Origin of the sequence: Burkholderia sp. MSMB617WGS, assembly GCF_001532025.2 — a bacterium.
Lineage (GTDB): Bacteria > Pseudomonadota > Gammaproteobacteria > Burkholderiales > Burkholderiaceae > Burkholderia > Burkholderia savannae.
The window spans coordinates 702,109-722,863 of sequence record NZ_CP013457.1 but is presented as its reverse complement, the minus strand read 5'-3'; the positions used below and the strand labels follow the sequence as shown (position 1 = coordinate 722,863).

20 protein-coding genes and 1 pseudogene are annotated in these 20,755 nt (G+C 67.0%); 11 read left to right on the top strand and 10 right to left on the bottom strand.

Translation table 11 applies throughout. From position 1 onward, the window contains the following. Window positions 1-7 precede the first annotated feature (7 nt). The 4 genes from aroE to mpl all read right to left on the bottom strand — a co-directional run bounded on the left by aroE (window position 8) and on the right by mpl (window position 5,157). Window positions 8-886, bottom strand: a complete 879-nt coding sequence (gene aroE, locus WT60_RS03695; protein ID WP_038754339.1) for a shikimate dehydrogenase — start codon at window positions 884-886, stop codon at window positions 8-10. Next, on the bottom strand, window positions 883-2,961 hold the full coding sequence (locus WT60_RS03690; RefSeq protein WP_059583304.1) for an RNB domain-containing ribonuclease: 2,079 nt from the start codon (window positions 2,959-2,961) through the stop codon (window positions 883-885). Before WT60_RS03690 ends, aroE begins: the two co-directional genes overlap by 4 nt. Window positions 2,962-3,076: 115 nt before the next feature. Continuing rightward, on the bottom strand, window positions 3,077-3,646 hold the full coding sequence (locus tag WT60_RS03685; RefSeq protein WP_038754343.1) for a YqiA/YcfP family alpha/beta fold hydrolase: 570 nt from the start codon (window positions 3,644-3,646) through the stop codon (window positions 3,077-3,079). Beyond that, entirely contained in the window at window positions 3,643-5,157 is a 1,515-nt protein-coding gene (gene mpl, locus WT60_RS03680) for a UDP-N-acetylmuramate:L-alanyl-gamma-D-glutamyl-meso-diaminopimelate ligase (RefSeq protein ID WP_186448560.1), read from the bottom strand. The genes WT60_RS03685 and mpl overlap by 4 nt, the downstream gene beginning before the upstream one ends. 91 nt (window positions 5,158-5,248) lie before the next feature. Between mpl and WT60_RS03675 the strand changes: the two genes are divergently transcribed. From WT60_RS03675 to WT60_RS03630, 10 genes are all read left to right on the top strand, one after another. Further along, complete coding sequence (locus WT60_RS03675) at window positions 5,249-5,893, top strand: hypothetical protein (RefSeq protein ID WP_038754349.1); 645 nt, start codon at window positions 5,249-5,251, stop codon at window positions 5,891-5,893. 5 nt (window positions 5,894-5,898) lie between these two features. Then, on the top strand, window positions 5,899-6,462 hold the full coding sequence (locus WT60_RS03670; RefSeq protein WP_059647176.1) for a TlpA disulfide reductase family protein: 564 nt from the start codon (window positions 5,899-5,901) through the stop codon (window positions 6,460-6,462). A 195-nt stretch (window positions 6,463-6,657) separates the two neighbouring features. Beyond that, window positions 6,658-7,110, top strand: a complete 453-nt coding sequence (aroQ, locus tag WT60_RS03665) for a type II 3-dehydroquinate dehydratase (protein WP_038754355.1) — start codon at window positions 6,658-6,660, stop codon at window positions 7,108-7,110. 66 nt (window positions 7,111-7,176) lie between these two features. Next, complete coding sequence (accB, locus tag WT60_RS03660; RefSeq protein ID WP_059583293.1) at window positions 7,177-7,650, top strand: acetyl-CoA carboxylase biotin carboxyl carrier protein; 474 nt, start codon at window positions 7,177-7,179, stop codon at window positions 7,648-7,650. Window positions 7,651-7,735: 85 nt separating this feature from the next. Continuing rightward, window positions 7,736-9,103, top strand: coding sequence for an acetyl-CoA carboxylase biotin carboxylase subunit (accC, locus tag WT60_RS03655; RefSeq protein WP_038754360.1), 1,368 nt, complete (start codon window positions 7,736-7,738; stop codon window positions 9,101-9,103). Between the two features lie 2 nt (window positions 9,104-9,105). After that, on the top strand, window positions 9,106-10,008 hold the full coding sequence (gene prmA / locus WT60_RS03650) for a 50S ribosomal protein L11 methyltransferase (RefSeq protein WP_060356334.1): 903 nt from the start codon (window positions 9,106-9,108) through the stop codon (window positions 10,006-10,008). 47 nt (window positions 10,009-10,055) lie between these two features. After that, window positions 10,056-11,435, top strand: a complete 1,380-nt coding sequence (locus WT60_RS03645; RefSeq protein ID WP_060356335.1) for a DUF3426 domain-containing protein — start codon at window positions 10,056-10,058, stop codon at window positions 11,433-11,435. 67 nt (window positions 11,436-11,502) lie between these two features. Further along, the gene (gene tpx, locus WT60_RS03640) at window positions 11,503-12,006 is read left to right on the top strand and encodes a thiol peroxidase (RefSeq protein WP_038754541.1); all 504 of its coding nucleotides are present in this window, start codon (window positions 11,503-11,505) and stop codon (window positions 12,004-12,006) included. Window positions 12,007-12,106: 100 nt separating this feature from the next. Then, entirely contained in the window at window positions 12,107-13,045 is a 939-nt protein-coding gene (locus WT60_RS03635; protein ID WP_060356336.1) for a carbohydrate kinase family protein, read from the top strand. A 23-nt stretch (window positions 13,046-13,068) separates the two neighbouring features. Next, entirely contained in the window at window positions 13,069-13,542 is a 474-nt protein-coding gene (locus WT60_RS03630; RefSeq protein ID WP_038754372.1) for a glycine zipper 2TM domain-containing protein, read from the top strand. A 245-nt stretch (window positions 13,543-13,787) separates the two neighbouring features. On the opposite strand, the gene WT60_RS03625 is transcribed toward WT60_RS03630, so the two are convergent. The 4 genes from WT60_RS03625 to WT60_RS03605 all read right to left on the bottom strand — a co-directional run bounded on the left by WT60_RS03625 (window position 13,788) and on the right by WT60_RS03605 (window position 19,390). Further along, the gene (locus tag WT60_RS03625; RefSeq protein WP_038754376.1) at window positions 13,788-14,387 is read right to left on the bottom strand and encodes a histone H1-like DNA-binding protein; all 600 of its coding nucleotides are present in this window, start codon (window positions 14,385-14,387) and stop codon (window positions 13,788-13,790) included. A gap of 28 nt (window positions 14,388-14,415) precedes the next feature. Next, window positions 14,416-14,742: a hypothetical protein gene (locus WT60_RS03620; RefSeq protein WP_081990071.1), complete on the bottom strand. Its 327-nt coding sequence runs from the start codon at window positions 14,740-14,742 to the stop codon at window positions 14,416-14,418. 78 nt (window positions 14,743-14,820) lie between these two features. Next, window positions 14,821-16,035 (bottom strand): ribonucleotide-diphosphate reductase subunit beta, encoded by a 1,215-nt coding sequence (locus WT60_RS03615; RefSeq protein ID WP_038754379.1) that lies wholly within the window; start codon window positions 16,033-16,035, stop codon window positions 14,821-14,823. A gap of 367 nt (window positions 16,036-16,402) precedes the next feature. Continuing rightward, window positions 16,403-19,390, bottom strand: a complete 2,988-nt coding sequence (locus WT60_RS03605; protein WP_060356337.1) for a ribonucleoside-diphosphate reductase subunit alpha — start codon at window positions 19,388-19,390, stop codon at window positions 16,403-16,405. 24 nt (window positions 19,391-19,414) lie between these two features. Between WT60_RS03605 and WT60_RS35635 the strand changes: the two are divergent. Continuing rightward, a pseudogene (locus WT60_RS35635) lies at window positions 19,415-19,697 on the top strand (hypothetical protein). Window positions 19,698-19,847: 150 nt separating this feature from the next. On the opposite strand, the gene ampD reads toward WT60_RS35635, so the two are convergent. Then, window positions 19,848-20,438, bottom strand: a complete 591-nt coding sequence (ampD, locus tag WT60_RS03595; protein ID WP_059670745.1) for a 1,6-anhydro-N-acetylmuramyl-L-alanine amidase AmpD — start codon at window positions 20,436-20,438, stop codon at window positions 19,848-19,850. Then, a complete protein-coding gene (locus tag WT60_RS03590) occupies window positions 20,435-20,755 on the bottom strand; it encodes a PP0621 family protein (protein WP_038754389.1) in 321 nt (106 codons plus the stop codon). Before WT60_RS03590 ends, ampD begins: the two co-directional genes overlap by 4 nt.

The window sequence follows — 20,755 nt, the reverse complement described above, 5'->3', positions numbered from 1 at the left end:
CTCGCGCTCAGTGCGCCGCCGACGCCGCGAGCGCGGCCCGCAGTGCGGCGAGCACGGGCGCGCTGTCGGGCCGCACGCCGCGCCAGATATAGAACGACTCCGCCGCCTGCTCGACCAGCATCCCGAGCCCGTCCGCCACGCGCGCGCCGAGCGCCGCCGCGTGCTCCATGAAGACGGTCGGCCGCGCGCCGTACATCATGTCGTACGCGAGCGTCGACGGGCCGAACGCCGCCGCGTCGCACGCGGGCAGCGCCGCATCGAGGCTGCCCGCCGTCGCGTTGACGATCACGTCGTACGGCTCGCGCGCGACCCGCTCGGGCCCGCCGCCCGCGAGCACGCAACCCGCGTCGTGCGCCGCCTGCGTGAACTGGCCGACGAGCTCTTCTGCCTTGCTCGCGGTCCGGTTGACGATCGTGAGCGACGCGGGCGCGCGCTCGAGCATCGGCAGCACGACGCCGCGCGCCGCGCCGCCCGAGCCGAGCAGCAGGATGCGCGCGCCCGTCAGGCTCACGCCGAGATTCGTCTCGATGTCGCGTACGAGGCCGACGCCGTCGGTGTTGTCGCCGAAGATGCCGTCTGCGTCGAAGCGCAGCGTGTTCACGGCACCCGCCGCCGCCGCGCGCGGCGACAGCGTGTCGGCAAGCGCATAGGCCTCGAGCTTGAACGGCACGGTGACGTTCACGCCGCGGCCGCCCTGCGCGATGAACTCGCGCACCGCGGCCGCGAAGCCGTCGAGCGGCGCGAGCAGATGCGCGTATTCGATCGCCTCGCCCGTCTGATCGGCGAAGCGCTCATGGATGAACGGCGACTTGCTGTGCGCGATCGGATTGCCGATCACCGCATAGCGATCGCGCGTGCGCGCGGCGGAATCGACGGTCGCGCTCATTTCGGCTGCTCCTCGCCGCTCGCGGACGCTTCGCCGTCGCCGTGCGCCGCGCCGCCCGCCTCGGCAAGCGCTTCCGCCTCGCTTTCGGCCGATTCGTCGGCCGCGTCGAGCAGCACGTCGTCGGCCGCTTCGGCGTCCTCTTCATCGTCGGCCGGCTCGCCGCCCGACACCGTCGGCGCGTCGAGCACGCCGAGGAGCCGCACCGACGCCTCGATCGTCAGCTCGTCGACCGACATCACGTCGAGCAGCACGCGCGTGCCGCGCGCATGCACGCCGAGCGCGGGCACGTGCAGCAGCAGCGGTACTTCGTCGAGACGCACGAGATCGCCCTTCACGACGGTCGCGTTCACCTGCTTGCGGCCTTCCTGCTTGATCCAGCGCAGGCACCAGAAATATTCCATCCGCCGCTGGTGATCGGCGTAGGCGGCATACGTGTCGTCGAAGCCCTGCACGACCGCGTACAGATCCGCGTCCTTCTGCTTGAAAGGCGCGGCGAGCTTCGCGGTCACGCCGTGCTGCACGCAGGCGAGCAGTTGCCATTGATTGACGAGGTCGACGTAACGACGCAGCGGCGACGTGCTCCACGCGTACTGCGGCACGCCGAGCCCTTCGTGCGGCGCGGCGCTCGTCTGCATCCGCGTGCGCTTCGGCCCGCTCGGCATGCCGAACGCGCGCTGCGTGCGATAGATGCCGGGCACGCTGTGATCGTGCAGGAACGCGCCCCACGTCGAATTCGCGAGGATCGCGAGCTCGGACACGATCAGATCGAGCGGCGAGCCGCGCCGGCGCGGCGTGATCGACACGCGCTCGTCTTCGACGTAGAAGTTGTAATCGGTGTTGCGCTGCACTTCACGCCTCAGGCCATAGCCCGCGCGCGCGACCTGGCGCCGCTCGAAGAGCGCCTGCGCGAGCGGCCAGAGCACTGCGATGTCGTCCTTGTGCGGATAGTCGCCCGCGCCCGCCGCGAGCGCCTCCTCGGTGACGAGCTCGTCGAGCGTGTTGTGCCGCAGGTTGCTCTTCACGTACACGTATTCGGCGCGCGTTTCGTTCGCGACGATTTCCTGCGTGTCGCGCTTCACGATGATGTACAGCGACAGCGCCGGGCGATAGTCGCCTTCCTTCAGCGTGAACACGTCGACGACGTCGTCCGGCAGCATCGTGATCTTGTCGCCCGGCATGTAGACGGTCGACAGCCGCGCGCGCGCGATCGCATCGACCGCGTCGCCGCGCGCGACGCCGAGCGCGGGCGCCGCGATGTGCACGCCGATCCGCACGCGGCCGTCGGTCAGATGCTCGACGGAGAACGCGTCGTCGATTTCGGTCGTCGTGATGTCGTCGATCGAGAACGCGTTCACGTCCGCGCGCGGCAGGTCGTCGGGCAGCTTGCCCACCGCGACGGTCGGAAAGCCCGTGCCGTGCGGGAAGTATTCGGCGAGAAAGCGCGCCTCGTGCAATGCGCGCGCGGACGCAACGCCGCCGCAGTCGAGCATCAGGCGCGCGGGCGACACGCCGCGAGCGAGCGCCGCCGCGTCGAGCGCCTTGTATTCGATCGAGTTCTTGTCCGGCTTCGTCAGGAGGTTGAGCGCCTTGCCGGCGAACGCGTCGGGCAGCTTGCCCGCCTTCAGCTCCTCTTCGTAGCCGGCCTGCACGAGCGCCTGCTGGCGCTTGCGCTCCAGCGCGGCGAGCGCCATCTTCAACTGCTCTTCGGGCGCGCGCTGGTACTGTCCGCGCCCCTTGCGGCGGAAATAGACGGGCGAGCCGTGCAGGCGCAGCACGAGCGCCGCGCGCTCGACGGGGCCATAGCTCGCGCCGAAATATTCGTCGGCGAGCGTCGCATACGCGAATTCCTCGGCGGGCGCGCACTCCCACAGAAAGTCCAGATCGATCTGTTGCGCGGCTTCATCCGCCTGTTGCATCAGCTCGCCCGCGGCAGGTTTCTCGAATTCGATCAGCACATCCTTCGCGCGCACCTTTGCGCGCCGGCCGCCCGGCAATTCGACCTGAAACGCGTCGCCCTGGCGCGACAGCACGCTGCCCGCCTTGAAACTGCCCGATTCCTCGAAGAAAACGTTCACTCAGTACTCTCGTCTTTCGTTCAGACTTCCGCGCGCCGCGCTTCGCTTCGGAAGCCGTCGACGCCGCGTGTGGTGTATAAGGTGCCGCGCGCCGGACTTCGCGTCCGGCGACGGTCTATCCGGCGTCACAAAATGCAAGAACGTCGTCGATATAGTCGGCAAATTCGCTGATTCCGTGATCGCTGCCGTCGATGACGCGTGTTCGCGCGCCCGGGTAGTGCGCAAGCATCTCGCGGTAGTCGAGCACTTCGTCGCCCGTCGCCGCGAGCAGATAGTAGCGCTCGGGCCGCGTGATCGCCGCGACGCGCAGCGCGTTCAGCTCGTCCAGATGATGCGGCTCGACGACAATCGTGCCGCCGCCGTGCCAGAGCGGCTGCTCGCCGAGATGGCGACGCAGGTCGCGCTGCGGCTGCGTCGCCGGATTCAGCAGCACCGCGCGCCAGCCGTGCTTTTCCGCGAGCCACGTCGCGTAATAGCCGCCGAGCGAGCTGCCGATCACGGTAACGTCGCGCACGGGCACGCCCGCGACTTCGGCCTCCACCGCCGCGATCGCGTCGAGCGGCGCGACCGACAGCGTCGGGCAGCGCCATTCGTCCGCGCGCCCGAGCTCGGACAGCCGGCCCGCGAGCGCGCGCGCCTTGAACGACTGCGGCGACGAGCGGAAGCCGTGCAGATACAGAATCACGCGCCGCTCCGTGGCGTCGCCGCGCCGCCGTGCGCCGACAGCGCGTCGAGCAGCTTCTGGTGCACGCCGCCGAAGCCGCCGTTGCTCATCACGAGCACATGGTCGCCCGGCCGCGCGGCCGCCGTCACCGCCTTCACGAGCGCGTGCAGATCGTCGAATGCTCGCGCCTTGTCGCCGAGCGGCGCAAGCGCGTCGGGCAGGCTCCAGCCGAGCGCGTCGCGGCCGGTCGGCGCGCCGTAGCCGAACACGAGATCGGCGTCGGCGAGGCTCGCCGGCAGTTGCGCCTTCATCACGCCGAGCTTCATCGTGTTCGAGCGCGGCTCCAGCACCGCGAGGATTCGGGAATTTTGGCAGCCGATACGCGCACGAAGACCGGCGATCGTCGTTTCGATCGCCGTCGGATGGTGTGCGAAATCGTCGTAGACAGTCACGCCGTCGACGCTGCCGCGCACTTCCATCCGGCGCTTCACGTTGCGAAACGCCGCGAGTGCGGCGGCCGCCTGCGCGGGCGGCACGCCGACGTGGCGCGCCGCGGCGATCGCGGCGAGTGCATTCATCCGGTTGTGCTCGCCCTGCACTTGCCAGTCGACCGCACCGATTCGCTCGCTGCGCCAATAGACGGCGAAGCGCTCGTCGATCGGCACGCCGTCCTCGGCGGGCAGCGCCTGCCAGCCGCCGTCGACGCCGAAACGCTCGACGTCGCTCCAGCAGCCGCGCGACAGCACGCGCTCGAGCGCATCTTCGCAGCCGTTCGTCACAAGCCGGCCGACCCCCGGCACCGTACGCACGAGATGATGGAATTGCGTTTCGATCGCGGCGAGATCCGGAAAGATGTCGGCATGATCGAATTCGAGGTTGTTCAGGATCGCGGTCCGCGGCCGGTAGTGTACGAACTTCGAGCGCTTGTCGAAAAACGCCGTGTCGTACTCGTCCGCCTCGATCACGAAGAAGCTCGAATCGGTATGCCGCGCGGACACGCCGAAGTTCAGCGGCACGCCGCCGATCAGGAAGCCGGGATTCAAGCCGGCGTCTTCGAGAATCCACGCAAGCATCGAGCTCGTCGTCGTCTTGCCGTGCGTGCCGGCGACAGCGAGCACCCACTTGCCGGCGAGCACATGCTCGCCGAGCCATTGAGGACCGGACACGTACGGCAGCCCCCGGTCGAGGATCGCCTCCATCAAAGGGTTGCCGCGCGACACGACATTGCCGATCACGAACAGATCGGGCTTCAGGTCGACCTGTTCGGCGCCGTAACCCTCGATCAGCTGAATGCCCTGCGCCTCGAGCTGCGTGCTCATCGGCGGATAGACGCCCGCGTCGCAACCCGTCACGGTGTGGCCCGCCGCGCGGGCGAGCACGGCGAGACCGCCCATGAAGGTGCCGCAGATGCCGAGAATGTGGATATGCATAGAGCTTCGCGCCGCATGGGCGTAGTCGAATCGGGAGCCGGCCGCGCTTCGCGCCGGCAGCCGGAAAAACCTGCGCGTCGTGGCGCTCGCGCCGCCGCGCAAAGGGGGCTATTGTAACTGACGGCTCCGACGCGAACGACGCTTGACGCAACCGCCAGGTCGCTCGGCACCGATCTAGTATGATTGCCGGATCATGTCTCGCAAAACCCTACTCGATCCGCGGCGCGTGCGCGACGAAATCGCGCTCGCCGCGGCACGCCTGATCGCCGAAGACGGGCTCGACTACGCCGGCGCGAAGCGCAAGGCCGCGCGCCAGGTGCTTGGCGAAAGCCGAATTGCCGGCGAATGGCTGCCGGATAACGACCAAATCGAAGAAGAACTGCACGAATACCTCGCGCTCTTCCAGGGCGACACGCAGCCCGCCGAACTGCGGCGGCTGCGCGTCGTCGCGCTCGCGTGGATGGAACGGCTCGCGCCGTTCAATCCGTACGTCGCGGGCGCGGTGCTGAACGGCACGGCGAACGCGCACTCCGACATCCATCTGCAGACGTTCAGCGACAACCAGAAGGACGTCGCGATCTATCTGCTGAACCAGAACATCCAGTACGACGTATCCGAAACCCGCCACTTCGCGGGGCGCGGCGACGTCGAGACGCTCAGCTTCCTGTGGCGCGAGGCGCGCGGCGCGGAGCCGGTCGGCATCCACGTCGCACTGTATACGAGCGACGACTTGCGCGGCGCCGTGAAGGCCGACGCCCGCGGCCGTCTGTCGCGAGCCGACGCGCAGGCGCTGCGCGCGCTCGTCGACGCGTCGCCCTCCTCATCAACCGAATCTTGAACCGAATGAACAGCAAAGGGATTTTCGCAGGCGTCGTGGTTGCTGCCGTCGCGATCGCGGGCGGCCTCGTCGCCGGCCACTGGGTGCGTGGCAGCGCGGCCGACGGGGGCACGCAAGCCGGTGCGCCGGCGGGCGCCCCCGCCGCGAGCAACGCGGTCGACGCGCTGTGGGCCGCGTCGTATCCGGACGTCGACGGCAAGCCGCAAGGGCTCGCCGCCTTCAAGGGCCAGAAGGTGGTCGTCAACTTCTGGGCATCGTGGTGCGGCCCGTGCGTCGAGGAGATGCCCGAACTCGTGAAGCTGTCGCAGGAATACGAGAAGAAAGGCGTACGTTTCGTCGGGATCGGCGTCGATTCCGAGCAGAACGTGAAGAACTTCCTGAAGAAGGTGCCGGTCGACTATCCGATCTTCGTCAGCGGCTATGCCGGCGCCGATCTGGCCCGCAATTTCGGCAACACGGCGGGTGCACTGCCCTTCACCGTCGTCATCGACGAAACGGGCAAGGTTCGCGAGACAAAATTGGGGCAAATCCACCCGGACGAGCTGAAACGCACGCTCGATACGCTCTGATCCAGCCCGGCATACTACCGGCGCGTTGCCGATACTTGGAATGTCGATGGCGACAATTTACGCGGAGTTGACCGATTCTGGGCGCGCGAGCGCGCCGTTTCGCGACCGTCGAGGCCCTCGTCCATTCGGCAAAACTAGACAAATTTCTCTAATTGGCGATAAAGTTCGCGCAATTCCGCAGAAAAAGAAGCGACCATGACACGATTGCTGGTGCTGCACGGCCCTAACCTGAACCTTCTCGGCACCCGGGAGCCGGAGGTGTACGGCCGCGTGACGCTCGAGCAGATCGATCGGGCGCTTGCCGCGCGGGCGCAGGAGGCGGGCGTCGAGCTCGAGTCGTTTCAGAGCAACCACGAGGGCGCGATCGTCGACCGCGTCCAGGCTGCGAGAGGCGACGGCACCGAGTTCATCCTGATCAATCCGGCCGCGTATACGCATACGAGCGTGGCGATCCGGGATGCGCTCGCGGGCGTCGGCATTCCGTTCGTCGAGATTCATCTGTCGAACGTGCACCGGCGCGAGCCGTTCAGGCATCACTCCTATTTCTCCGATCAGGCCGAAGGCGTCATCTGCGGCCTCGGCTGGAAGGGTTATCTGTACGCGCTCGAATACGCGCTCGACAAGCTGCAAAGCGCGTCGCGCGGCTGATTTTCACGAACTCGATTCAGCGCCGGTCCCGAACCGGCGTTTCACGTATTGAAAGGGGAACTCCCGATGGACCTTCGCAAGCTGAAAACTCTGATCGACCTCGTCTCCGAATCCGGCATCTCCGAGCTGGAAGTCACCGAAGGCGAAGGCAAGGTGCGCATCGTCAAGAACGCGCCGCCGGTCTATGTGCAGCCGTCGGCCGGCTTCGCGCCGCAGGTGAGCGCCCCCGCCCCCGTCATGACGGCGCCGATCGAAGGCGCGGGCGCCTCGGCTCCCGCCGCCGCGCCCGCCGCCGCTGCGCCGCAGGGCCACATCGTGACGTCGCCGATGGTCGGCACGTTCTACCGCGCGCCGTCGCCGGGCGCCGATCCGTTCGCCCAGGTCGGCGACACCGTGAAGGAAGGCCAGACGCTTTGCATCATCGAAGCGATGAAGCTCCTGAACGAAATCGAATCCGACAAAGCCGGCGTCATCAAGGAAATCCTCGCCGAAAACGGCCAAGCCGTCGAATACGGCCAGCCGCTTTTCGTGATCGGCTAAGACCCGCCGCGCGGCGCGCCCGCAAGCGACGCCGCTCCTCTCAAGGCGCGCGCTCGCTCGCCCATCGAAGAGACGAATACTCGCTATGTTTGAAAAAATCCTCATTGCCAACCGCGGGGAAATCGCGCTGCGCATTCAGCGCGCGTGCCGCGAGCTCGGCGTCAAGACGGTGGTCGTCTACTCCGAGGCCGACAAGGAAGCCAAGTACGTGAAGCTAGCCGACGAAGCGGTCTGCATCGGCCCCGCTCCGTCGAATCTGAGCTACCTGAACATGCCGGCCCTCATCAGCGCGGCCGAAGTCACCGACGCCGAGGCGATCCACCCGGGCTACGGCTTCCTGTCGGAGAACGCCGATTTCGCCGAGCGCGTCGAGCAATCGGGCTTCACGTTCATCGGCCCGCGCCCGGACACGATCCGCATGATGGGCGACAAAGTCACCGCGAAGCAGACGATGATCCGCACCGGCGTACCGTGCGTGCCGGGCTCGGACGGCGCGTTGCCGGACGATCCGAAGGAGATCGTGAAAATTGCGCGCGCGGTCGGCTATCCGGTGATCATCAAGGCGGCGGGCGGCGGCGGCGGACGCGGGATGCGCGTCGTTCACACCGAAGCGGCGCTCGTGAACGCGGTCAACATGACGCGCGAGGAAGCGGGCCGTGCATTCGGCAATCCGCAGGTCTACATGGAGAAGTTCCTCGAAAATCCGCGCCACATCGAGATTCAGGTGCTCTCCGATTCGCACAAGAACGCGGTCTGGCTCGGCGAGCGCGACTGCTCGATGCAGCGCCGCCACCAGAAGGTGATCGAGGAAGCGCCGGCGCCCGGCATCGCGCGCCGCCTGATCGACCGAATCGGCGACCGCTGCGCGGACGCGTGCAAGAAGATGGGCTACCTCGGCGCGGGCACGTTCGAGTTCCTGTACGAGAACAACGAGTTCTACTTCATCGAGATGAACACGCGCGTGCAGGTCGAGCATCCGGTGACGGAGCTGATCACGGGCGTCGACATCGTCCAGGAGCAGATCAAGATCGCCGCGGGCGAGAAGCTGTCGTTCCGCCAGCGCGACATTCAATTCCGCGGCCACGCGATCGAATGCCGGATCAACGCCGAAGATCCGTTCAAGTTCACGCCGTCGCCGGGCCGGATCACGTCGTGGCACACACCGGGCGGCCCCGGCATCCGCGTCGATTCGCACGCGTACAATGGGTATTTCGTGCCGCCCAACTACGATTCGATGATCGGCAAGCTGATCGCCTACGGCGCGACGCGCGAGCAGGCGATCAGCCGGATGCGCATCGCGCTGTCGGAAATGGTGGTCGAAGGCATCCTGACCAACATCCCGCTGCATCGCGAGCTGATGCTCGACTCGAAGTTCGTCGAAGGCGGCCCGAGCATCCATTATCTCGAGAACCGGCTCGCGCAGAAGCTGCAGGCCGCGCCGGAAGAAGCGTAATCATGAGCTATCGGGAACTCGTCGCCGAGCTGCCCCGCGAGCACGCGGAAGCGCTGTCCGACGCGCTCGTCGAGCTGGGCGCGCTGTCGGTGTCCGTCGAGGACGCCGATGCCGACACGCCGGACGAGCAGCCGCTCTTCGGCGAACCGGGTCTGACGCCCGAGCGCACCGCGTGGCAGCACTCGCGCGTGATCGCGCTCGTCGACGCGACGCAGGACCCCGCGGTGCTGCTCGCCGCCGCCGCGAACGAGGCCGGCCTCGACGAGACGCCGCGCTTCGCGCTGCGCGAAGTCGAGGAGCAGGACTGGGTGCGGCTCACGCAATCGCAATTCGACCCGATCCACATCGGCGAGAAGATCTGGGTCGTGCCGTCGTGGCACGACGCGCCGGAGCCCGACGCGCTCGTGCTCGAGCTCGATCCGGGCCTCGCGTTCGGCACGGGCAGCCATCCGACGACGCGCCTTTGCATGGAATGGCTCGAGCAGACCGTAAAGCCCGGGCAGACGGTGCTCGATTACGGCTGCGGCTCCGGCATTCTCGCGATCCTCGCGAAGAAGTGCGGCGCGGGCAGCGTGACCGGCATCGACATCGATCCGCAGGCGGTCGAAGCGGCGCGCCAGAACAGCGAGCGCAATCGCGCGGACGTCACGTACGGCCTGCCCGGCGACTGCCCGGACGGCGAATTCGACATCGTCGTCGCGAACATCCTGTCGAATCCGCTGAAGCTGATGGCGTCGATGCTCGCATCGAAAGTGAAGCCGGGCGGGCGCATCGCGCTGTCGGGCGTGCTCGCGAGGCAGGCGGACGAAGTCGCGAGCGTCTACGCCCGCTATATCGACATCGCCGTCTGGCGCGAACACGAAGGCTGGGTATGCCTCGCCGGAAAGCGGCGCGAAAGCCATTAGAATAAGCGCTGTCCTTCACTCAGGCCCCGCTGGCTGCCCGGCTGACCATGCTCCTCGCAACGCGCTGCCCTCATTGTGAAACCGTCTTCCGACTGCAGCGGGAACAGCTCGCGCTGCACGACGGTCTCGTGCGCTGCGGCCACTGCCAGCAGGTGTTCGACGCGGCGCGCTCGCTCGTGCCTGCCGAGCACGAGGCGGCCGCTGCGCAAACGGCGCCGTACGCGCAACAGCAGCCGGCGCCGCAGCGCCTGTTCGATGCAACGTCGCCTGATCGACGTCCGCTCGAAGCCGGTCATCGCGATTTCGCGCCGGGCGCATGGGACATGTGGGCGCCGTGGCTCGACGGCGTCGTCGATCCGAAGCTGCAGGTGACGAGCGCGAGCGTCGCCGCCCCGCCGAACGGCGCGGCCGCGATGCAAGGCGCGGCGGAACAAACGCGCGAGCCCGAAGCCGACGTGCCGACGCACGAAGCGCCTGGCGCGCCCGAAGCCCCCGAAGCCCCCGAATTCTCCGAAACCGAAGCGCAAGCCGCGCAAACGCCGTCGCCCGCCGAACGCGCGGCGCACGTGCCGCCCGCGGCCGCTCCTGGCGCGCATGCAACCCGAACGCCCGACGTCGACTTGCCCGCCGTCGGCACGCGCGAATTTCCGCCGCCGCCGCACCCGGCGCCCGATCTCGATCACCGCGTGACCGCCGAGCGCGAGCCGGAAGCCGCGCACGCCTTCGGCCCGCGGCACGACGATGCGGCCGAACCCGTGCTCGCGTCGCCCTCGGCCGCAGCCGCGGCGCTCGCCGATACCGCGCACGATCGCGAGCCGCGCTTCGGCGCGGCGGCATCGCCCCGAACGCAGGCCGAGCCGTTCGCGGCAACGCCCGAAGCCGACGAGCGCGAGCATTTCGCGATGACCCGCGAAGCCCGCGCGAATGCCGCGCGCGGCGGCTTCGCGCGCGCGCTCGGCATGAGCGTCGCACTGGCGCTCGCCGCGCTGCTCGCCGCGCTGCTCGCCGCGCAGCTCGCATGGTGGCAACGCGAGACGATCACGATCTATTGGCCGTCGACCGAGCCGCTCTTCAAGCAGGCATGCACCGCGCTCGGCTGCACGGTCGCGCCGCCGCGCGCGATCGACGGTCTGCGGCTCGACGCGTCCGACCTGCGCCAGCTCGACGGCCCGCGCCTCCTCGAGCTGAAGGTGCCGCTCACGAATCGCTACCGCGTCGCGCTCGCCTATCCGTCGATCGAGCTCACGCTGCTCGACGAAGCGAACAACATCACCGCGCGCCGCGTGCTCGCGCCGCGCGACTACGCGCGCCCCGGCACGCGCATCGAAGCGGGCATGCCCGCCGGCGCGACGCAGACGATGATCGTCCGCATCGAGACGAACGGCGTCGCCGCGTCGAACTTCCGCGTCCAGATCTTCTATCCGTAACGCGCCGCGAAGCGGCGCGTGGCCTCAACCCGTGCGCCGCATCGGCGCACACATTTGGAGCACGAACATGAGCAAAGTCACGCTGGGTGGCAACCCGATCGAAATCGCCGGCACGTTCCCGGCAGTCGGCTCGCAGGCCCCCGACTTCAAGCTGGTCGGCAAGGATCTCGCGGACGTGTCGCTGGCGAGCTTCGCCGGCAAGCGCAAGGTGCTGAACATCGTCCCGAGCCTCGACACGCCGACCTGCGCGACGTCGACTCGCAAGTTCAACGAAGCGGCGAGCAAGCTCGACAACACCGTCGTCATCGTCGTGTCGGCGGATCTGCCGTTCGCGGCAACCCGCTTCTGCACGACGGAAGGCCTCGCGAACGTGATCACCGCGTCGACGTTCCGCGGCGGCCGCGCATTCGCCGACGCGTACGGCGTGAACGTGACGAGCGGTCCGCTCGACGGCCTGACCGCGCGCGCGGTCGTCGTGATCGACGAGAACGACAAGGTGACGCACACCGAGCTCGTCGGCGAAATCAAGAACGAGCCGAACTACGACGCCGCCCTCGCCGCACTGAAGTAAGCCGCACCGAACGGCCGCGACGCGCCCCGCCCGCCAGCCGCGCGACGGGCGAAACGCGCGGCGCGGCCGCCCTTCCACCTTCTCTACAGGAACGCACACCTTGGCTACGCTGATCTGCGGTTCGATCGCCTACGACAACATCATGACCTTCGAAGGGCGCTTTCGCGAGCACATCCTGCCCGACCAGGTGCACCTCATCAATCTGAGTTTCCTCGTGCCGACGATGCGCCGCGAGTTCGGCGGCTGCGCGGGCAACATCGCCTATGCGCTGAATCTGCTCGGCGGCGACGCGCGGATGATGGGCACGCTCGGCGCGATCGACGCGCAGCCGTACCTCGACCGCCTCGACGCGCTCGGCCTCGCGCGCGACTACGTGCGCGTGCTGCCCGACACGTACTCGGCGCAGGCGATGATCACCACCGACCTCGACAACAACCAGATCGCCGCCTTCCACCCGGGTGCGATGATGCAGTCGCACGTGAACCACGCGGGCGAAGCGAAGGGCATCAAGCTCGCGATCGTCGCGCCGGACGGCTTCCAGGGGATGGTCCAGCACACCGAGGAGCTCGCGCAGGCGGGCGTGCCGTTCATTTTCGATCCGGGTCAGGGTTTGCCCCTCTTCGACGGCGCTACCTTGCGCCGCAGCATTGAACTTGCGACTTACATTGCTGTCAACGATTACGAAGCCAAGCTGGTGTGCGACAAGACGGGTTGGTCCGAAGACGAAATCGCCAGCCGGGTTCAGGCGCTCATCATCACGCGCGGCGAGCACGGCGCGACGATCCGCCATCGCGACGGCGAAGAGCAGATCCCGGCCGTGAAGGCCGATCGGATCGTCGATCCGACCGGCTGCGGCGACGCGTTCCGCGGCGGCTTGCTGCATGGAATCGAGCACGGCTTCGACTGGGCGACGACGGGGCGCCTCGCGAGCCTGATGGGCTCGCTGAAGATCGCGCACCAGGGTCCGCAAACGTACACGCTGACTCGCGCGGAAATCGATGCGCGTTTCGAGACCGCGTTCGGCTACAGTCCGAAGTGAATCTTGTTTGGAGAAGATGAAACATGTTGACCAGGAAAACCCTCACGCTCGCCGCGATGCTGACCGCGACGGTGACGCTCGCAGGCTGCTTCACGCCGCCGGGTTCGGCCGACGTTTATAGCGTCGGCCAGGCGCAGCGCGAGCAGACCGTGCGGATGGGCACGGTCGAAACCGTCCGCGCAGTGCGGATTCAGGGCGACGGCGGCGGCGGCGCGCTCGGCACGCTCGGCGGCGGCGCGCTCGGCGCGGTCGCCGGCAGCGCGATCGGCGGCGGTCGCGGCTCGGTGCTGACCGCGATCGCGGGCGGCATCGCCGGCGCGGTCGCGGGCAACGCGGTCGGCCAGGGCCTCAGCTCGGCGAACGGCGTCGAAATCACCGTGCGCCTCGACAACGGCGACCTGCGCTCGATCACGCAGGCGGCGACGCCCGAAGCGTTCCGCGCGGGCGAGCGCGTGCGACTGCTGTCGAGCGGCGGCGTGACCCGCGTCACGCACTGATCGGCGCGCCGGCGAGCACGCCCGGCGCCCCGAAGCACGATGCGGCGCGAGCCGCACAGCCAAAAGACGCATGTGCCTCTGCGCGCGTGCGTTTTTTTATGCGCCTGCGGATAACCCGCCACGCACCGCTGCCGGCCTCGACATGAAAAAATCCCGCCACCGGCGAGCCGATGACGGGATCTCGATCGAGTAGGACTACTCGATTCAGGACACAGCGAATGTGTCCGTCTGGGCGCAGCGAGTCTTTACGGACGGCTGCCGGTCGGGAACGGCCATGCCGCTGCCGGGTTGAGCGCGGTCTTCACGCCCGATGCCGGAGCAACCGATGCCGTCGACGCCGTCGTCGCCGGCGCAGCCTTCTTCACGACCGCCTTCTTCGGCGCAGCCGCCTTCTTTGCGGGCGCAGCCTTCTTCGCAGGCGCGGCCTTCTTCGCAGCAGCCTTCTTCGCAGGCGCGGCCTTCTTCGCGGCAGCCTTCTTCGCCGGCGCCTTCTTCGCGGCAACCTTCTTCGCCGCGACCTTCTTCACTGCGACTTTCTTCGCAGCGGCCTTCTTCGCCGGCGCCTTCTTCGCGGCGACCTTCTTCGCAGCAACCTTCTTCGCCGCGACCTTCTTCACTGCGACTTTCTTCGCAGCAGCCTTCTTCGCCGGCGCCTTCTTCGCGGCAACCTTCTTCGCTGCGACCTTCTTCGCCGGTGCCGCCTTCTTGGCAGCGACCTTCTTCACCGCGACCTTCTTCGCAGCAACCTTCTTCACCGCTGCCTTCTTGGCCGGTGCGGCCTTCTTGGCAGCAACCTTCTTCGCGGCGGCCTTCTTGGCAGCCGGCTTCTTCTTGGCAAGTGCCATCATTTTCTCCTTCAGGTTCAGATGAGAGTCAGTTCAAACTACACCCTTCGTCAAAACCCGCTTCCCGCGGACGTCTATCAGAACGTGCGCTGCGAAGCGGGCTATTCATCGGCGTACGCGGATGACGCTTGCTTACGCTAATGAATACGGTATGGCGCACCGTGCCGCTCGGCACCGCGCGCCAAATCAAGTCGGCGACCGGCGCGCCCTGCGCCGCCGCCCCTAATCGCTTGATCGAGCCGGCGGCCGCTCGGCCGCCCGCTTTTTCCGGAGGGAAGTTTGCCCATCCCACTGAAGGGTTCGCAAAGTGCCTGTCGTGTACTTGGGCCCTTGAGGCGCCGGACATGCTTTGCATCAGGCGTTCTTGCTCCTAAACCTTGTGCCGGGCACGGCGCCCGGCATCCACATCGTTACTCGTCGACTGCGCGCCGGGTCACTCCCACGACAGCGCGCCGCCCGTCTGATACTCGATCACCCGCGTCTCGAAGAAGTTGCGTTCCTTCTTCAAGTCGATCATCTCGCTCATCCACGGAAACGGGTTTTCCTCGTTCGGGAACAGCGGATCGAGGCCGATCTGCTGGCAGCGGCGATTGCAGATGAAGCGCAGGTAGCTCTTGAACATCGACGCGTTCAGGCCCAGCACGCCGCGCGGCATCGTGTCTTCCGCGTAGCGATACTCGAGATCGACGGCGTGCTTGAACAGCTCGCGGATCTCGGCGCGGAATTCGGCCGTCCACAGGTGCGGGTTCTCGAGCTTGATCTGGTTGATCAAGTCGATCCCGAAGTTGCAGTGCATCGACTCGTCGCGGAGGATGTACTGATATTGCTCCGCCGCGCCCGTCATCTTGTTCTGACGGCCGAGCGCGAGAATTTGCGTGAAGCCGACGTAGAAGAACAGGCCTTCCATGACGCACGCGAACACGATCAGCGACTTCAGCAGCTTCTGATCGGCTTCCAGCGTGCCCGTCTTGAAAGCCGGGTCGGTCAGCGTATGGATGAACGGAATCAGGAACTCGTCCTTCGCGCGGATCGACTCGACCTCGTGGTACGCGTTGAAGATCTCGCCTTCGTCGAGGCCGAGCGATTCGACAATATATTGGTACGCGTGCGTGTGGATCGCCTCTTCGAACGCCTGTCGCAGCAGGAACTGCCGGCACTCCGGCGCCGTGATGTGGCGGTACGTGCCGAGCACGATGTTGTTCGCCGCGAGCGAATCGGCCGTCACGAAGAAGCCGAGGTTGCGCTTGACGATCCGGCGCTCGTCTTCCGTCAGGCCGTTCGGGTCCTTCCACAGCGCGATGTCGCGGGACATGTTGATTTCCTGCGGCATCCAGTGATTCGCGCAGCCGGCCAAGTACTTCTCCCACGCCCACTTGTACTTGAACGGCACGAGCTGATTGACGTCGGTCTGGCCGTTGATGATGCGCTTGTCGGCGACGTTGACGCGCGCTTCCGAAGCGACGGCTGCCGGCGCATGCGGCGCTACCGCGAAATCGCCCGCGAAGATGTCGCGCGCCGACGAAGCTTGATGAGCGGCAGGCACCGCAGCCTGCAATCCGACGGCCATTCCTGCGGGGTCGCGCATCGCGTTTTGCTGCGCTCCGCTCGCGGGAGTTACGGCAGTCTTCTCGTCATCCCAGTTGAGCATAAATTCTCACCATCAATTTAGATCGGTTTGTACCATCTTTTCCTGAGCGATAAAAGGGTTCGCTCACGAAAAATCCTTTTTTCGATTCGCGTTGCGACCTCGATACAACACTTTGAGCAACGCATCGTCATTCATGCGGAGCGCGATGTGTGCCGCGCGTGATTCGCGAGGTGCGCTCGACGCATCGAACGCGGATCGAAACGCGACGTCGTCGGGGATGTTTCGATCACTCTTCCTGCTCGCTGCAACGCGTTCGCTGCGTTACAGATTCCTTATCATTTTTTTTAGTAGAGAGCGGCGCGCACTTCAACCTTTATCGGTCTTCGCCACGCGCCGCTCGCGCTCTTTGCGCGCTACGCGCGCCGCATCACTGGCACGCTTCGCACTCTTCGAAGCCCGGATCGCCCGGGCGCATCGTGCACACCGGACCGTCCGCTTCGATCGGCGCCGCGCTCAGCGCACCCGACTGCGCATCGCCGCCCGCCGCGCCGAAACCGCCCGCCGCGCCTTGCGCGCCGCCCGCGGCACCGCCGCTCGAGCCGCCCGAAGTCGGCACCGCGTTCAGCGCGCCGTGCGCGACCGTCGACTTCTCGACGTGCGTCGCCGCCATCGTGCGCAGGTAGTACGTCGTCTTCAGGCCACGCAGCCACGCGAGCTTGTAGACCTCGTCGAGCTTCTTGCCCGACGCGCCGCCCATGTAGATGTTCAGCGACTGCGCCTGGTCGATCCACTTCTGACGGCGCGACGCCGCCTCGACGAGCCACTTCGGATCGACTTCGAACGCGGTCGCGTAGATCGCGCGCAGGTCGGCGGGGATACGGTCGATGCGCGACAGCATGCCGTCGAAGTACTTCAGGTCGGCGACCATCACCTCGTCCCACAGGGCGCGCTCCTTCAGGTCGCGCACCAGGTACTCGTTGACCACCGTGAATTCGCCCGACAGGTTCGACTTCACGTACAGGTTCTGGAAGGTCGGCTCGATGCACGCCGACACGCCGATGATGTTCGAGATCGTCGCCGTCGGCGCGATCGCGACGCAGTTCGAGTTGCGCATGCCGAACGAGTCGATCCGCGCGCGCAGCGCCGGCCAGTCGAGCGTTGCGCTCGTGTCGACCTCGACGTAGCCGCCGCGGGCTTCCGTCAGCAGCTTCAGCGTGTCCTGCGGGAGGATGCCGCGATCCCACAGCGAGCCGCGGTAGCTCGAGTAGCGGCCGCGCTCTTCGGCGAGCTCGGTCGACGCCCAGTACGCGTGGTAGCAGACCGCCTCCATCGAGCGATCGGCGAACTCGACCGCCTCCTCCGACGCGTACGGCGTGCGCAGCAGGTGCAGGCAGTCCTGGAAGCCCATGATGCCGAGGCCGACCGGACGGTGCTTCAGGTTCGAGTTGCGCGCCTTCGCGACCGCGTAATAGTTGATGTCGATGACGTTGTCGAGCATCCGCATCGCGACGCCGACCGTGCGCTTGAGCTTTTCCTGGTCCAGCGCGTAGCTGCCGTCGGCCTGCTTCGCGAGGTGCGCGACGAGGTTCACCGAGCCGAGGTTGCAGACGGCGATCTCGGTGTCGCTCGTGTTCAGCGTGATTTCCGTGCACAGGTTCGACGAGTGGACGACGCCGACGTGCTGTTGCGGCGAACGCACGTTGCACGGGTCCTTGAACGTGATCCACGGGTGGCCGGTCTCGAACAGCATCCCGAGCATCTTGCGCCAGAGCTGCTGCGCCGGAATCCTCTTGAACAGCTTGATCTCGCCGCGCGCGACCTTCTCTTCGTAGCCGACGTACGCCGCCTCGAACTCGGCGCCGAACTTGTCGTGCAGGTCCGGGCAGGTCGACGGCGAGAACAGCGTCCAGTCGCCGCCTTCCATCACGCGCTTCATGAACAGGTCGGGAATCCAGTTCGCCGTGTTCATGTCGTGCGTGCGGCGGCGGTCGTCGCCCGTGTTCTTGCGCAGCTCGAGGAATTCCTCGATGTCGAGGTGCCACGACTCCAGGTACGCGCACACCGCGCCCTTGCGCTTGCCGCCCTGGTTCACCGCGACCGCCGTGTCGTTGACGACCTTCAGGAACGGCACCACGCCTTGCGACTTGCCGTTCGTGCCCTTGATATGCGAGCCGAGCGCACGCACGCGGGTCCAGTCGTTGCCGAGGCCGCCCGCGAATTTCGACAGCAGCGCGTTGTCCTTCAGCGCTTCATAGATGCCGTCGAGATCGTCCGCGACCGTCGTCAGGTAGCACGACGACAGCTGCGAGCGGCGCGTGCCCGAGTTGAAGAGCGTCGGCGTCGAGCTCATGAAGTCGAAGCTCGACAGCACGTTGTAAAACTCGATCGCGCGCGCTTCGCGGTCGATCTCGTTCAGCGCGAGGCCCATCGCGACGCGCATGAAGAACGCCTGCGGCATCTCGATGCGGGTGCCGTCGACGTGCAGGAAGTAGCGGTCGTACAGCGTCTGCAGGCCGAGGTAGCCGAACTGCAGGTCGCGGCTCGCGTCGAGCGCGTCGCCGAGGCGCTTCAGGTCGAACTGCAGCAGTTTGTCGTCGAGCAGCTCGGCTTCGACGCCGCGCTTCAGGAACTGCGGGAAATACTCGGCGTAGCGCGTCGACATTTCCGCCTGCGTCACTTCCTCGCCGAGGATCTCGCGGCGGATCGTGTGCAGCAGGATGCGCGCCGTGACCTGGCTGTACGCCGGGTCCTTCTCGATCATCGTGCGCGCGGCCAGGATCGCCGAGTCGTAGACCTGGGTCATCGGCACGCCGTCGTACAGGTTCTTGACCGTTTCCGAGACGATCGGCTCCGGGCTCACCGCGTCGCCCAGGCCTTCGCACGCCGACACGATCAGCGCGCGCAGCGCGTTCAGGTCGAGCGCACGCGTGACGCCGTTGTCCGTCACGTTGATGCCGCCGCCCGTCGACGATTCGACGGCCGCCGCCTCGCCCGCGTGAACGCGCTCGAGGTGGCGCTTCTCGCGATACAGCACGTACGCGCGCGCGACGTTGTGCTCGCCGCCGCGCATCAGCGCGAGCTCGACCTGATCCTGAATGTCTTCAATATGGAACGTGCCGCCGTTCGGGCGGCTGCGCACGAGCGCGCGCACGACGGACTGCGTCAGTTGCTCGACGAGCTCGCGCACGCGTGCCGACGCGGCGCCCTGGCCGCCGTTGACGGCCAGGAACGCCTTCGTCACCGCGATCGCGATCTTCGACGGTTCGAACGACACCACGCTGCCGTTGCGGCGGATCACCTTGTAGTCGGCGTACGTCGTCTGCGACGCAATTGCCGGCGCGCCTTGCGCGCCCCCGGCGAGAGAGCGGCTCGCCGCGCTCTCGAATTGGGACGTCGCGTTGTCGGTGGTTTGCATGGGCAAAACTCCTGGTGTTGGGTGATGCGGCAGGAACCGCGGATTAAAACGAACGGTGCGCCACAAGGTGCGCGAGCGGTAAGACGCGGAAGAAGCGGCTGCCTTGCCGGTTGGGTCCGAACGACGCGCTTGATTCGACACTGGTCTTCTTCATGCGCATCGCGCCCCCGGCTGCACTTTTCCACGTGGGTCGCAGCGCGCCGGACCGCTGGCCGGATGCGCCGCATTGAGAATGTCGCGTTCCGGCGGCAACGCCGGGACTGCGGTCGGGAACGGAAAATGCCCCCGATCGACACACTATATGTAGTGCCGAACTGCTCGATTGGCCCAAAGTATAGTGGAGCCTCGCGCGAGCGCCAAAGGAAAAATTTGCTCGCGGTCTATTGACAAGCGCGATACGCCGACGCGACAAGGCGCGGCCACTGAAACGATGCGGCGCGTGTCAAAAAGACCCCGCTCAGTGCTTCCGATAGGGAAAGTATCGCGGCGGGAAACCGGCATCGTCTGCAAGACGTTGCCAATCGAAGTGCGGACCGGGATCGGTCTTGCGTCCGGGCGCGACATGCTCGTGGCCCGCGAACGCATCGATCGGGTAATGCGCGGCGAGCGCGCGCGCGAGCGCGGCGAGCGTCGCGTATTGCGGCGCATCGAACGCGACGTCGTCCGCGCCTTCGAGCTCGATGCCAATTGAAAAATCGTTACAGCGCTCGCGGCCGAAGAAGCTCGACGCGCCCGCGTGCCAAGCGCGCGCGTCGCACGACACGAACTGGATCAGCGCGCCGTCGCGCCGGATCAGGAAATGCGCGGAGACCCGCACGCCGCGCAGGTGCGCGGCGTAGTACGGATGCGCGTCGCAGTCGAGACGATTCTGGAACAGCTCGACGATCGCGTCGCCGCCGAACTCGCCGGGAGGCAGACTGATGTTGTGGATCACCACGAGCGAAGGCACGGCGCCGTCGGGCCGCGCCTCGAAATTCGGCGACGGCTCGCGCCGCACGCCGTCGACCCAGCCGTCGGCGTCGACGGTGAAGCGCCGCACGTCGCTCATGGTTCGCTGCGGCCGCCCGAATGCGCGGCGTGGCGCGCCGCGTGCTCCGGACTGCAGAAATACTCGCCGCCTGCGGCGACTGCATCGCTCTTCGGCGCATGCACGCCGCACTCCGCGCAGCGGACCATCGGCTCCGGCAGCGCGGCGTCGCGCGCGCGGCCCGCATGAGCCGCGCCGCCCGGGCCTGACGCGGAATCCGCGGTGTGGCCCGCGCCGCCCGCGAACGGGCCGTCGCCGCGTGCCTGCGCCCGGCGAATCTTTCTCGCGAGCCACGAGCTCGCGAAGAACAGCACGATGAGAAGAAGGATTTGTCGCAT

Excerpts from the sequence above, each read along its gene's own strand:
- accC (WP_038754360.1), top strand. The coding sequence starts at position 7,736 with ATGTTTGAAAAAATCCTCATTGCCAACCGCGGGGAAATCGCGCTGCGC.
- WT60_RS03645 (WP_060356335.1), top strand. The coding sequence starts at position 10,056 with ATGCTCCTCGCAACGCGCTGCCCTCATTGTGAAACCGTCTTCCGACTG.
- WT60_RS03670 (WP_059647176.1), top strand. The coding sequence starts at position 5,899 with ATGAACAGCAAAGGGATTTTCGCAGGCGTCGTGGTTGCTGCCGTCGCG.
- WT60_RS03625 (WP_038754376.1), bottom strand. The coding sequence starts at position 14,387 with ATGGCACTTGCCAAGAAGAAGCCGGCTGCCAAGAAGGCCGCCGCGAAG.
- WT60_RS03605 (WP_060356337.1), bottom strand. The coding sequence starts at position 19,390 with ATGCAAACCACCGACAACGCGACGTCCCAATTCGAGAGCGCGGCGAGC.
- aroQ (WP_038754355.1), top strand. The coding sequence starts at position 6,658 with ATGACACGATTGCTGGTGCTGCACGGCCCTAACCTGAACCTTCTCGGC.
- WT60_RS03675 (WP_038754349.1), top strand. The coding sequence starts at position 5,249 with ATGTCTCGCAAAACCCTACTCGATCCGCGGCGCGTGCGCGACGAAATC.
- aroE (WP_038754339.1), bottom strand. The coding sequence starts at position 886 with ATGAGCGCGACCGTCGATTCCGCCGCGCGCACGCGCGATCGCTATGCG.
- WT60_RS03620 (WP_081990071.1), bottom strand. The coding sequence starts at position 14,742 with ATGCAAAGCATGTCCGGCGCCTCAAGGGCCCAAGTACACGACAGGCAC.
- prmA (WP_060356334.1), top strand. The coding sequence starts at position 9,106 with ATGAGCTATCGGGAACTCGTCGCCGAGCTGCCCCGCGAGCACGCGGAA.
- WT60_RS03590 (WP_038754389.1), bottom strand. The coding sequence starts at position 20,755 with ATGCGACAAATCCTTCTTCTCATCGTGCTGTTCTTCGCGAGCTCGTGG.
- ampD (WP_059670745.1), bottom strand. The coding sequence starts at position 20,438 with ATGAGCGACGTGCGGCGCTTCACCGTCGACGCCGACGGCTGGGTCGAC.
- tpx (WP_038754541.1), top strand. The coding sequence starts at position 11,503 with ATGAGCAAAGTCACGCTGGGTGGCAACCCGATCGAAATCGCCGGCACG.
- WT60_RS03630 (WP_038754372.1), top strand. The coding sequence starts at position 13,069 with ATGTTGACCAGGAAAACCCTCACGCTCGCCGCGATGCTGACCGCGACG.
- accB (WP_059583293.1), top strand. The coding sequence starts at position 7,177 with ATGGACCTTCGCAAGCTGAAAACTCTGATCGACCTCGTCTCCGAATCC.
- WT60_RS03615 (WP_038754379.1), bottom strand. The coding sequence starts at position 16,035 with ATGCTCAACTGGGATGACGAGAAGACTGCCGTAACTCCCGCGAGCGGA.